The organism is Streptococcus pluranimalium, assembly GCF_047785745.1.
Lineage (GTDB): Bacteria > Bacillota > Bacilli > Lactobacillales > Streptococcaceae > Streptococcus > Streptococcus pluranimalium_B.
Map to the genome: position 1 here is coordinate 1 of NZ_JBLOJT010000011.1, position 12857 is coordinate 12857.

Annotated in this window: 13 protein-coding genes and 1 pseudogene; 13 read left to right on the plus strand and 1 reads right to left on the minus strand. The window is 37.2% G+C overall.

Annotated elements, in window-relative coordinates:
* Positions 1 to 135: 135 nt before the first annotated feature.
* Positions 136 to 905, minus strand: a pseudogene (locus tag ACMZ6U_RS02815) (IS5 family transposase); the annotation flags it as partial.
* Positions 906 to 1433: 528 nt separating this feature from the next.
* On the opposite strand from ACMZ6U_RS02815, the gene ACMZ6U_RS02820 reads away from it, so the two are divergent.
* The 13 genes from ACMZ6U_RS02820 (at position 1434) to pstA (ending at position 12855) form a co-directional block, all read left to right on the plus strand.
* Positions 1434 to 2003 (plus strand): restriction endonuclease subunit S, encoded by a 570-nt coding sequence (locus ACMZ6U_RS02820; protein WP_416106124.1) that lies wholly within the window; start codon positions 1434 to 1436, stop codon positions 2001 to 2003.
* 62 nt (positions 2004 to 2065) lie between these two features.
* Positions 2066 to 3394 carry a DUF2130 domain-containing protein gene (locus ACMZ6U_RS02825; RefSeq protein WP_416106125.1) on the plus strand — a complete coding sequence of 443 codons (1329 nt, stop codon included), beginning with the start codon at positions 2066 to 2068 and terminating at the stop codon, positions 3392 to 3394.
* A 35-nt stretch (positions 3395 to 3429) separates the two neighbouring features.
* A complete protein-coding gene (locus ACMZ6U_RS02830; protein WP_416106126.1) occupies positions 3430 to 3657 on the plus strand; it encodes a DUF1858 domain-containing protein in 228 nt (75 codons plus the stop codon).
* Positions 3658 to 3660: 3 nt separating this feature from the next.
* Positions 3661 to 5004, plus strand: coding sequence for a DUF438 domain-containing protein (locus ACMZ6U_RS02835; RefSeq protein WP_416106127.1), 1344 nt, complete (start codon positions 3661 to 3663; stop codon positions 5002 to 5004).
* Positions 5005 to 5099: 95 nt separating this feature from the next.
* A complete protein-coding gene (gene truB / locus ACMZ6U_RS02840) occupies positions 5100 to 5984 on the plus strand; it encodes a tRNA pseudouridine(55) synthase TruB (protein WP_416106128.1) in 885 nt (294 codons plus the stop codon).
* Positions 5981 to 6901, plus strand: a complete 921-nt coding sequence (locus ACMZ6U_RS02845) for a bifunctional riboflavin kinase/FAD synthetase (RefSeq protein WP_416106129.1) — start codon at positions 5981 to 5983, stop codon at positions 6899 to 6901. The genes truB and ACMZ6U_RS02845 overlap by 4 nt, the downstream gene beginning before the upstream one ends.
* Positions 6902 to 6960: 59 nt before the next feature.
* On the plus strand, positions 6961 to 7374 hold the full coding sequence (locus ACMZ6U_RS02850) for a Spx/MgsR family RNA polymerase-binding regulatory protein (protein WP_416106130.1): 414 nt from the start codon (positions 6961 to 6963) through the stop codon (positions 7372 to 7374).
* Positions 7367 to 7648 carry a UPF0223 family protein gene (locus ACMZ6U_RS02855; protein WP_416106131.1) on the plus strand — a complete coding sequence of 94 codons (282 nt, stop codon included), beginning with the start codon at positions 7367 to 7369 and terminating at the stop codon, positions 7646 to 7648. Before ACMZ6U_RS02850 ends, ACMZ6U_RS02855 begins: the two co-directional genes overlap by 8 nt.
* Positions 7638 to 8396 carry an inositol monophosphatase family protein gene (locus ACMZ6U_RS02860; protein WP_416106132.1) on the plus strand — a complete coding sequence of 253 codons (759 nt, stop codon included), beginning with the start codon at positions 7638 to 7640 and terminating at the stop codon, positions 8394 to 8396. Before ACMZ6U_RS02855 ends, ACMZ6U_RS02860 begins: the two co-directional genes overlap by 11 nt.
* Before the next feature lie 297 nt (positions 8397 to 8693).
* Positions 8694 to 10016, plus strand: a complete 1323-nt coding sequence (locus ACMZ6U_RS02865) for an RsmF rRNA methyltransferase first C-terminal domain-containing protein (protein ID WP_416106133.1) — start codon at positions 8694 to 8696, stop codon at positions 10014 to 10016.
* Between the two features lie 150 nt (positions 10017 to 10166).
* Positions 10167 to 11033: a phosphate ABC transporter substrate-binding protein PstS gene (locus tag ACMZ6U_RS02870; RefSeq protein WP_416106134.1), complete on the plus strand. Its 867-nt coding sequence runs from the start codon at positions 10167 to 10169 to the stop codon at positions 11031 to 11033.
* Positions 11034 to 11042: 9 nt separating this feature from the next.
* Positions 11043 to 11978, plus strand: a complete 936-nt coding sequence (gene pstC, locus ACMZ6U_RS02875) for a phosphate ABC transporter permease subunit PstC (protein WP_416106135.1) — start codon at positions 11043 to 11045, stop codon at positions 11976 to 11978.
* The gene (gene pstA, locus ACMZ6U_RS02880) at positions 11968 to 12855 is read left to right on the plus strand and encodes a phosphate ABC transporter permease PstA (protein WP_104967894.1); all 888 of its coding nucleotides are present in this window, start codon (positions 11968 to 11970) and stop codon (positions 12853 to 12855) included. Before pstC ends, pstA begins: the two co-directional genes overlap by 11 nt.
* Positions 12856 to 12857 lie beyond the last annotated feature (2 nt).

Below are 12857 nucleotides of genomic sequence, written 5' to 3' on the forward strand. Positions count from 1 at the left end.
TCATTAAGCGAAATGAATGCCTTTGGTTTCAGAAACTCTGAAAACTTTAAAAAACGGATTCTCATTGCACTAAACATTAAAAAAGAGAAGACCAAACTGGTCCTCTCTAGAATATAGCTGACATCAACCCACTACAGTTGACGAAGAGCCTTTATTTCTAAATGCACGACGAACCGTGTGGTGGCGACAATCTCCTGGTACTGATTTTCCAACATAAGCACTGTCATCAAAAACCGCTTCATTGGCATCACAAAGAGCAGCTAGGACATTGGAGTCGTCTACACTAGCTGTTGTGACCTCATAAGTTTTGATTTTATATCGACACAAATATGGTTTTTATAGCCAAAATAGCGGACATCACCTTTGCTTATCCCAGTCGCATCTACGTCTTTTTGGCTCCGTTTAGTCTTGTTCCAACCGTCTACCTTTTCGCCTTCCTTGATGTTCTGATTGTCCTCACGTGAATGGCGTTGTTTAGGGCATTCGACAAAGGAAGCACCCACAATCTGACCTGAATGGGCAATCAACCCTTCATCTGTGAGATGGGCATAGAACAAATCGAAGAACGCCTTTTCACGACCTGACTTGGTTAATTTCTCACGATAGAGCCAGATAGTTTTCGCATTTGGAACAATGTCTTCATGACAACCAACAAACCGACGAAAAGATAGACAATCCAGCAGTTGGTATTCCATGGCATCGTCAGATAGGTTATGAAGACGTTGAAGCAAGAGCACTTTGAACATCATGAGATAGTCTAGGTGAGGACGACCGCCACGACTGAATAACTCTGACAACAAAGGAAGAAAGATGGTCCAATCCATAATGGCATCCAAACGTTCTAAGGGATTACCTTTCTCTGATAGTTTTAACAAGATTTTTTCATCGTCTGTGACTAAATGCATGACAGCTCTCCTCATTACTTTTGATTCTATTATCTCATTTTGGGGAAATTTAGGGCGTTTTTAGAGGTGCCTTTATTTCTAGGTACGGGCTGAAACGGTCTATCCCGACCGTTTTACTCCCACCTCCGCACAGTTGAGTCGAGGTGTAAAAGCTGATCACAACAGTTCTTTAAATCTACTCAACCACTGCGTCCTACTTATCTAGCTAAATAACCTAAAAAGGCAGGGAATTTTTCCTAATGCCATTAAGTTAAGCAATCTATCATATTTTGTGGTAGGTTGTTTTTTTCTATGCTACACTAAACGTAAACTGTTACTTTTGTGCGCCCTAAATACTGTCAATTAAAACCCTATTATAAACGGCACCACAAAAGTGACACTTTGGAATAGGGTTTTTAATAGATTAAATCCCTAACTTAATGACATTGATTTTTTCTCAGTCTCTTTTTACTTGTTTAAAAAGTTTTTTTGTATTAAAATACTAATAATAGATTTTAAAAAATATCTTTGCAGGATGGAGGGAATCATTTGCAGCACAGTTTGATTTTGAAAGACATTGCAACTATCTTTAAAGGGAGGGCAGTTCCTTCTAAAGCTGAAGGAGATAGGATTGCTGTTATTAATATTGTCGATATTCAAAATGGTATTATTGATTATGATCAACTAAAATCTTATGATGAAAAAGAATCATTAGTTTTGAAATACTATTTAAAGTCAGGTGATCTTTTGATCTCATCAAAAGGAACTCAGTTAAAATTAGCAATTTTTGAAGAACAAAACAAGCCAGTGGTAGCTTCATCTAATTTTACAATTATCCGTCCCTTTTCTAAAGTCAGAGGATATTATCTGAAATTATTTTTTGAGACAAAAATTGGTCGGAAGGTATTGATGGAAACAGATCGTGGCAAGTCTGTTATGAATTTATCAACGAGCGACATTGCTGGAATATCGATACCGATGATACCACTAGTCAAGCAAGACTATGCGATAAGTCGATATTTGAGAGGGCAGTCTGATTATCAACGAAAATTGGAAAGAGCCAATCAAGAATGGCAATATATCGAGGATGAGGTTAAGCGAACATTATTCCCAAAATAGGAAAGCCAGTAAGTGATATTGCTGTTCTAAAATAAGCATTATACTTAATCAAGGAGTTTGAAATGAATGAAATAAAGTGCCCTCACTGTCAAACAGTTTTTACAATCAATGAGACTGAATATAGTCAGTTGTTAGAACAAGTGAGAACCAAAGAATTTGAACATGATCTTTTAGAGAGAGTTTCGTCTGAAAAACGTCTTATTGAAGAGCAGCTAAAAAATGAATTGCAAACTCAAGTGGGAGAAAAAGAACAAGAAATTTTAAGATTAAAGCATGCTATAGAAACTTTTGAACAAAATCAATCACTCGAATTACAGGCCGTAGTGTCACAAAAAGATGCTGATATTAGCGAGCTACAACAAAAGTTAGATAAAGTAGTTGCTGACAATGCTTTCTCTTTAGCTCAAACAATATCTGAAAAAGATAAAGAGAATCAAGAATTACAAGCAAAAATTAATTTAATCTCACTTGAAAAAGATAAAGAAAAGCAAGAAGCCTTGCATGCCATCCAGCAAGAAAAAGAACAAATGGCTAATCAGCTCATATTGCAAGAACAGAAAAAAGAGCTAGATATGCAATCTATACTCAGTCAACATCAGACTGAGTTAGCACAAAAAGATGAGTTGATTGCTTACTATAAAGATTTTAAAGCTAGACAGTCAACAAAGATGATAGGTGAGAGCCTAGAACAACACTGTGAGTATGAATTTAACCGTTTACGCATGACAGCTTTTCCAAATGCACAGTTTTCTAAGGATAATGATGCTAAAACCGGATCAAAAGGCGATTATATTTATCGAGAATTTGATGAAAACGGCATTGAGATCATTTCGATAATGTTTGAAATGAAAAACGAAGCTGATCAGACAGCGTCGAAAAAGAAAAATGAACATTTTTTCAAAGAATTAGATAAAGATCGATGTGAGAAAAAATGTGAATATGCTGTTTTAGTGTCACTATTAGAAGTAGATAGTGAACTTTATAATAATGGTATCGTTGATGTCTCTTATCAGTACCCTAAAATGTATGTGGTTCGGCCTCAATTCTTCATCCCTATTATTACTTTACTGAGAAATGCAGCCTTAAATTCTTTAAAATACAAACAAGAATTAGCTATTGTTAAAGAGCAACACATTGATATTACACATTTTGAAGAAGATTTAAATGTATTTAAAACAGCTTTTTCTAAAAATTACCAATCTGCTAGTAAGAATTTTCAAAAGGCTATTGATGAGATTGATAAGTCAATTAAGCGGATGGAAGCTGTTAAAGCTGCCCTGACAACCAGTGAAAATCAACTGCGTTTGGCTAATAATAAATTGGAAGATGTCTCTGTTAAGAAGCTTACTCGACAAAATCCAACAATGAAAAGTAAGTTTGATGCACTTTGATAAAACTTGTATTTAAATACTAATTGGAGGTTGAAGTGATTAATTGTATTGATTTAACAATTCCTGTCGCAGAGGTATTAAAAGATCATCCGGAGGTAAAGAAACTTTTGATTGACCTAGGTTTTAAACCGCTAGCTAATCCCATGATGCTTAATACAGTAGCTAAAGTAACAAGTATATCAGCTGGTTCTAAATTGGCAGGTATTTCTATAGAAGCTGTTAAAGAAACCTTGTTATGTAATGGTTATGAGATTAAGGAGTGAAGCATGTCTGGTAATCGTATTGAAATACTAAAAGATATTTTACTCGACCTCCATCAAGGTGCGAGTGCAGAGTCTGTTCAGGAACGCTTCGATCAGCATTTTACGGGTGTCTCCGCTTTGGAAATTTCGATGATGGAACACGAATTAATGGCATCTGAGACAGGCATTACTTTTGAAGATATCATGTCTTTGTGCAATGTTCATGCCAATCTATTTAAAGGAGCCATTCAGGAGTCTGAAGTTCCTGATGCTGATCAAGAAGGGCATCCTGTTTATGTCTTTAAACAGGAAAATCTGGCTCTTCGTGCAGCTCTGCTTAGAATTCGTCGTATCTTAGATAATATTGCTAAACTAGATGACAGCAGTATACTTGAACAGTTGATTAAGGGGTTAAGACATCAAATGACTCTTTTAGGACAATTTGATCGTCATTATACTCGCAAAGAACAGCTATTTTTCCCGATAATGGAAGCTTATGGACATGATGCTCCTCCAGTTGTAATGTGGGGAGTTGATGATAAGATTAGAGATTTGTTTTCAGAAGTAAAGCAGGCCATTGATCTTTTTCCTGCTAAGACAGTAGCTGAGATTAGAGAACGCTTTGATTTATTTGCAAGCGAATTCGAAGAAATGATTTTTAAAGAAGAATCTATTTTATTGATGATTCTTTTAGAAACCTTTACCCAAGATGACTGGTTGCAAATAGCCAAGGAGAGTGATCAATATGGTTATGCGATTATTAAGCCTTTGAAAGAGTGGCGTCCCATTAGAAACTCGTTTGGAGAAGAAAATGAATACCCTTCTGTGGAAGCAACAAGTTCTCGAGAAATAACAGATGACAAGACGGTCACTGTCTTTGAAACAGAGCAAGGAACCTTTTCTCTCTCATTTACTCCTAAAATACCATCTAGTACAGTTGGCGATAGATATACTTCTCAAGCTTTTGGAAATGGTTTTTTATCTGTTGAACAAGCAGACCTTATTCTCAATCATTTACCAATGGAGATAACTTTTGTCAATAAGGATGATATTTTTCAGTATTATAACAATCATACTTCGGAAAAAGAAATGATTTTTAAAAGAAACCCAAGTCAAATTGGTCGTCACGTTGAAGCTTGCCATCCTCCTAGAGTTGTAGGTAAGGTCAAAGAGATTATAAAATTATTGAAATCCGGTCAGAGAGAAAAAGTAACGATGTGGTTTAAGTCTGAGAAAAGGGAGATTTTTGTGCATGTTACGTATGCTGCTGTCAGAAATAATCAAGGAGAATTTGAAGGCGTGTTAGAATACGTTCAGGAAATCCAAGATTTTAGAGCTATTGATACTGATTTTAACAGAGAAATTTAACGATTTCTCATGATAGAGGCTTCTATTTTGACTATGTCAAACAATGGTAGTGGCTTAGTTTCTCTCCTTTTTAACTTTATGGTATAATGACTACTATGATTAACGGAATTATTAATTTAAAAAAAGCAGCTGGGATGACTAGTCATGACGCTGTTTTTAAACTGCGAAAACTACTTCAGGAAAAAAAGATTGGCCATGGAGGGACACTTGATCCAGACGTCACAGGAGTCTTGCCAATTGCCGTTGGTAAAGCGACGCGAGTTTTGGAATTTATGACGGAGTCTGGTAAAGTTTACGAAGGTGAAATCACATTAGGCTATTCAACAGCAACAGAGGATGCTAGTGGCGAAGTCGTAAAAAGAACACCAGTAAGCCCTAATTTATCAGAAGAAGATATAGATTTGACTATGAGAGAGTTTGTAGGTCAGATTACTCAGACTCCTCCTATGTTTTCTGCTGTAAAAGTTAATGGTAAGAAATTATATGAATATGCTCGTGCAGGTGAAGTGGTTGAACGCCCAGAGAGACAGATTACTATCAAGGAATTTTACAGAACTTCTTCCTTAATACGTGAAGATGATATTGTTCGCTTTTCGTTCAGGTTATCTTGTAGTAAAGGGACATATGTCAGAACCTTATCTGTAGATTTAGGAGAGCGTTTGGGTCTCGCTAGTCATATGTCTCAGCTGCAGCGGACAGCTTCGGCTGGTTTGGATTTGTCTCAGTCAGTTACACTTGAAGAAATTGAGGAACTAGTTGCTAAAAATGACCTCTCTTTTCTTTTGCCAATTGAATTTGGACTTTCTGATCTGGAAAAAGTTGTTATTGATGAAGAGGCAGTGACCGATATCCGTCATGGAAGATTTATCCCTCTAGAAAATGAGAAAAAAACAGTAGCAGCTTATTATAATGACCAGGTTGTCGCTATTTTAGAAAAGCGGGGAAACTTGTATAAACCAAGAAAAGTACTAATATCATGAAAATAACAGTTATTAAATCTCATCAAGAGATTGTGGAATCACAAAAAACAGTTCTTGTCCTGGGCTACTTTGATGCTCTTCACACTGGACATAAAGCACTCTTTGACAAAGCAAAAGAAGTGGCTAAAAAGAAAGGGTTAACCGTCGTTGTGATGACCTTTCTGGAATCTCCTAAACTAGCTTTTAGCCGTTTTACGCCAGAATTGCTCCTACACATCACATACCCTGAGAAGCGTTATCAAAAATTTGAAGAGTATGGGGTTGATTCTCTATATCTAAAGAATTTTACAAGTGATTTTGCTAAAATTTCATCCGATGAATTTATCAATACCTATATCAAGCAATTAAATCCAGATAGCATAGTTGTTGGCTTTGACTATCATTTTGGACATAATAGAACTAATCCTGATTATTTGTCTCGCAATTTTTCTGGTGATGTCATTGTCATCCCTGAAATAAAAGATGGGCAACGAAAAATTAGTTCAACCTTAATACGCCAACTGATTCAAGAAGGGAATGTTAGGGATGCTGGCCAATTGTTGGGGTATGATTATTCGACGCGAGGGATTGTTGTGCATGGAGATGCTAGAGGACGCACGATTGGCTTTCCTACCGCCAATTTAGCCCCAATAGATAGGACACATCTTCCTGCAGATGGCGTCTATGTTACAGATGTTATTGTCAAAGGTAAACGCTATCGCTCAATGACTAGTATTGGAGAAAATATTACTTTCGGTGGTACAGAACTACGCTTAGAAGCTAATATTTTTGATTTTTCAGGGGATATTTACGGTGAGGCTATTGAAATTTTTTGGTTAGAGAAAATTCGTGACATGGAAAAATTTAATGGCATAGATGATTTAGTTCAGCAGCTTGAAAATGATCAAGAAATTGCGATAAATTGGCAAAAACCATAGCCAAGTCTTTTAATTTTTTGTATAATGTTAACCAAGTAGATTGATTGATGAGGCGAGATATGGTTACTTTATTTTTATCACCGAGTTGTACGAGTTGTCGTAAGGCGCGTGCTTGGTTAGAAAAGCACGAAGTCGAGTATGTTGAGCATAATATTATTACAAGTCCTTTGACTCAAGATGAATTGATGTCTATCCTATCATTCACGGAAAATGGGACAGAAGATATTATTTCAACCCGTTCAAAAGTTTTTCAAAAGTTAGATATAGATGTCGATGATATGTCTATTTCTCAACTGATTGAGTTAATTGCATCAAATTCAAGTTTATTAAGACGTCCCATTATTATGGATACTAAGCGTATGCAAATTGGCTTCAATGAAGATGAGATTAGAGCCTTTTTGCCAAGAGATTATCGTAAACAAGAACTTCGACAGGCTACAATTCGAGCGGAAATCGAGGGAAAACATGCCTAATAATACCTATTCATACCCACTTGATTTATCCTGGAGTACTGAAGAAATAACTTCAGTGCTTTGTTTTTTTAATCATGTAGAAAAAGCCTACGAAAGTAAAGTTGATGTTCATGCTTTTTTGGAAGCTTACGCTGCATTTAAACAAGTCGTTCCATCTAAAGGGGAGGAGAAACGATTGGATAAGGCGTTTGAACAAGTTAGTGGTTATTCAACTTATCGTGCTGTTCGAGCTGCTAGATCGCAATCTGAAGGGTGGTTGAGACTTGGAGAGTAAGTTTTTATTTGCCCAAGAGGTAATAAAAGAGGCTGGTGCTTTTATTAAGGATCGTATGTCTCAAGAGCTTGTCATTGAAGAAAAGTCAGATGAGACTGATTTAGTAACGAGTTTGGACAAGCAATGTCAAGAATTAATGATCCAAGCCATCAAAAAGGCTTATCCTGAAGATCATTTTTTAGCCGAAGAAAATGATGTAACACATCCAATAGCAGAAGGCAATGTTTGGGTGCTAGATCCTATTGATGGTACCGTTAATTTTATTGCTCAGCGCGATCATTTTGCTATTATGATAGCTTATTATGAAAATGGTGTTGGACAATTTGGCCTAATCTTAGATGTTATGCAGGATATCTTATACCACGGAGGCGGTCAATTTGATGTTTATGCTAATACGACTAAGCTTGAATATTACCACCACCGAGATTTCAAACGCTGTTTAGTTGGTGTCAATGCTCAGATGTATCTTGAAAATACAGCAGGTATTAGGGATTTTACGAGTCTAGCATTGGGAATTCGTGTCTATGGTGGAGCCGGTATCAGTATGACACAGGTTATTTCAGGGAAATTGCTTGCTTATTTTTCAAATATTGCTCCTTGGGATTACGCTGCAGCCTCAATTATGGGAGAAAAACTGGGTTACTGTTTATTAACCATCGAAGGGGAAAAACCAGACTTTCTGACAAGACAGCAAGTTATGTTTGTTCCAACAGAAGAATTATCTTTTATTCAAAAATTAGTAAATTAATGCTTATAATAAGGTTGGACTTTATGTCCAACCTTATTTATATGAAATGAAGTTCATTGTAACATCTTAACGCGGTGGTTATTAGGTTTGATTCATTCGCATTTTATGTTCTTCAAAGACCTAGAGCTATAATAAGGAAAAACTGGGCTTTTTCAACTGACAACCTCAAAACTTCTCCTAGGTCTTTGAAGTGTGCGGGTCTGGGAAGACGAACTCTTTTTCTACCTTTTTCATTCTTTAGAGTTCTTTCCGCCCCTTTTTATAGGTCAATAATAAGGAATTTGATATAATAATAACATGACATTACCACAAGATTTTATTAATAAATACATAGAATTACTTCAAGAAGAGGCTCCAAGTTTTTTGGATTCTTTTAATGAACCCCCAGTGTCTGCTTTTCGTTCAAATCCTTTAAAGGAAAACCAAATAGCCTTCAATAATCCTATTCCTAAGACAGAGTGGGGTTATTATGGAAAAATATCTGGAAAATCAGTTGAACATGTGACTGGACTTGTTTATTCACAAGAGCCAGCAGCTCAGATGGTGGGGCAGGTTGCTAAACCTAAACCGGGAATGAAAGTTCTTGATTTAGCAGCTGCGCCTGGAGGAAAGACAACTCATTTATTAAGTTATTTAAATAATACTGGGCTTTTAATCAGTAACGAGATCAATACCAAGCGAAGTAAGATTTTAACTGAAAATGTTGAGCGCTTTGGTGCAAGGAATGTTCTTGTTACCAATGAGTCGACAGAACGTTTAGCTAAGATTTTCCCATCTTACTTTGATCTTATTGTTTTTGATGGCCCTTGTTCAGGCGAAGGAATGTTTCGCAAGGATCCAGCAGCTGTAAAATACTGGCACAAGGATTATCCGAAAGAATTATCGAATTTGCAGAAATCCATCTTGTCAGATGCACTAGCGATGCTAGCTCCTGGTGGTGAACTTGTCTATTCCACCTGTACCTGGTCCCTTGAGGAAAATGAAGAAGTCGTTGAGTGGCTTTTAGAAGAGTTTAGTCAATTAGAATTAATTCCGATACGAGCAATTAACGGTATGAGCGCTAGCGATCTTATACCTGGAACTGTCAGAATGTATCCTCACTCTTTTAAGGGGGAAGGTCAGTTTATTGCCAAGTTTAAAGATGTCAGACCAAGAGAGGAAGAGACGAAGCTTAAACAGAAAAGAAAAGCTAGACAAGTCTCTTTGACGAAGGAACAAATGAACTTATGGGAATCGTTTTCTCAAGAACATTTAAAAATAACATTAGGGGGACAATATCAAGTGTTTGGAGATCAACTCTATATTATACCCGCTCATTTACCGGACTTATCTCAATTAAAAATTGCCAGAAATGGTCTTCATTTGGGGACTTTCAAGAAAAAGCGGTTTGAGCCTTCCTTTGCTTTAGGAATAGCCTTGAAGCCATCTGAGGTAGTACAGAAAATAGAAATTGATATAGAACAGTTTAAAGAGTATGTGGCTGGTAGTCAGGTGAATTTGCATGAAACCTATTCTAATGGTTGGTATCAAGTTGTGATAAATGGGAATGGCTTGGGATTCGCTAAAGTTGTCGGAAATCAATTGAAAAATTTTTATCCCAAAGGCTTGAGATTTAAGTAGTAACTGTTATTGAATACAATTTGATTAAAAAAGAAAGTCAGTGCGATGACTTCTTGATATAATAATTTGGTGATGGGGAAGTTGTCTGACAATATCAGAAAGATAGCTTGTTCTCATTCTAACTTGATTTCGTTTCTCGGAGGAAAAAAGATGAAAAAGAAAAAGCTTCTCACATTTATGGGATTGCTTGTTACCGTTTTGTTATTTCTTTCTGGGTGTGCCAGATGGATTGATAAAGGGGAAACTTCAACTGCCGTTGGATCAACAGCATTACAGCCACTCGTGGAGGCGGTAGCAGATGAATTTAGTAAACAAAATATAGGAAAAACCATTAACGTCCAAGGTGGTGGTTCTGGTACTGGATTGTCCCAAGTACAATCAGGGGCAGTTCAAATTGGTAATAGTGATTTGTTTGCGGAAGAAAAAGATGGTATTGATGCTTCTAAACTTGTCGATCACCGTGTTGCGGTTGCTGGGATGGCAGTTATTGTCAATAAAGAAGTATCCGTTGACAATTTATCGTCTGAACAGTTACGTGATATTTTTGCTGGCAAAATTACCAATTGGAAAGAAGTCGGTGGAAAAGATTTAGCTATTTCCATTATCAATAGAGCAGCTAGTTCAGGGTCACGTGCAACTTTCGATAGTATCATCATGGACGATGTCAATGCTAAAAGGACTCAAGAGCAAGATTCAAATGGTATGGTTAAGTCGATTGTTTCACAAACGTCAGGAGCTATTTCTTACCTAGCATTTGCCTACTTAGATGATAGTGTCAAAACAATGAAGCTTAACGGATTTGAACCAACACCTAAGAATGTAGCTACTAATGATTGGCCAATTTGGTCATATGAGCATATGTATACTAAAGGTGAGCCTAAGGCTTTAACAAAAGAATTTTTAGACTTCATGATGTCTGATGACGTTCAATCTAATATCATAACAACAATGGGCTACATTCCAATGAATGATATGAAAGTTGAAAAGACAGCTGATGGTAAAGTCTTGCCTAGATAAGGAGTAGAAATGAAGAATCAAGAATTGGCTAAGAAATTGGTTTCATCTTCAAAAAATTCTCGCCTTGAGAAATTTGGTAAGACGATTACTTTTTTATGCCTTGCTTTAATTGTCTTTATTGTAGTAATGATTTTAATTTTCGTTGCTCAAAAAGGTTTGTCGACATTCTTTGTTGATAAAATCAATCTGTTTAAATTTTTATTTGGTACTGACTGGCAACCGAGCGTAAAAGGACCGGATGGTCAACCTCTTATGGGGGCTTTACCAATGATTATGGGTTCTTTCGTTGTAACGATTCTGTCTGCTTTGATTGCGACACCATTTGCTATTGGAGCAGCAGTATTTATGACGGAAGTTTCGCCTAAGTACGGTCGTAAAATCCTTCAGCCTGCGGTCGAGCTTTTGGTTGGTATACCATCTGTTGTTTATGGATTTATTGGTTTGCAAATCGTTGTTCCATTTGTACGTTCCATTTTTGGTGGCACAGGGTTTGGTATCTTGTCAGGGGTTTTTGTACTTTTTGTTATGATTCTCCCAACAGTTACCTTTATGACGACAGATAGCCTTCGAGCTGTTCCGCGTCATTATCGCGAAGCAAGTATGGCTATGGGGGCAACACGTTGGCAGACCATTTGGCGTGTTGTTTTGAACGCTGCTCGCCCAGGTATTTTTACAGCGATAATCTTTGGAATGGCTCGTGCCTTTGGTGAAGCTTTAGCGATTCAAATGGTTGTTGGTAACTCTGCTGTTGTTCCAACTTCCTTGACAACGCCAGCAGCAACGCTGACATCAGTTTTGACAATGGGAATCGGTAATACGGTTATGGGAACAGTTCAAAATAATGTTCTTTGGTCACTTGCTTTGGTATTACTCCTTATGAGTCTTGCCTTTAATACCCTCGTTAAATTCATTACAAGAGAGAGAAAGAGAAACTATGAACGCTAAAAAAATGGATAAGCTAGCAACTGGTGTTCTCTACACCATTGCAGCTATTATTGTCGCAATCTTGGCATCGTTAATTCTTTATATCTTGGTTCGCGGTTTGCCTCATATCAGTTGGTCCTTCTTAACCGGGAAATCGTCTTCCTATCAAGCAGGTGGAGGAATTGGGATTCAGCTGTATAACTCATTATTTCTATTAGTGACAACTTTAATTATTTCAGTACCGTTGTCAATGGGGGCAGGTATTTATCTTGCGGAATATGCTAAAAAAGGACGTTTGACAAACTTTATTCGTACTTGTATTGAAATTTTGTCTTCCCTACCATCTGTGGTAGTTGGTCTATTTGGTTATTTGATCTTCGTTGTGCAGTTTGAATATGGCTTTTCTATCATTTCAGGTGCTCTTGCTCTAACTGTCTTCAATCTACCTCAAATGACACGTACCGTAGAAGACAGTCTTCGTACCGTTCATCATACGCAACGCGAAGCAGGATTAGCTCTTGGATTATCACGTTGGGAGACAGTTTTACATGTTGTTGTTCCAGAAGCCTTGCCAGGGATTGTCACAGGTATCGTTCTCGCTTCAGGGCGTATCTTCGGAGAAGCGGCTGCCTTGATCTACACTGCTGGTCAGTCAGCTCCGGCCCTTGATTGGTCTAACTGGAATCCTCTAAGTGTAACCAGCCCTATTTCACCTTTCCGTCAATCTGAGACTTTGGCTGTTCATATTTGGAAAGTTAATAGTGAAGGAACGATTCCAGATGGAACTCTAGTTTCTGCAGGGTCAGCAGCAGTTTTATTGGTCTTTATTTTAATTTTCAATTTGTCTGCTCGCTTTATTGGTAAGAAATTACACGAAAAACTAACATCAGCAGCTTAATA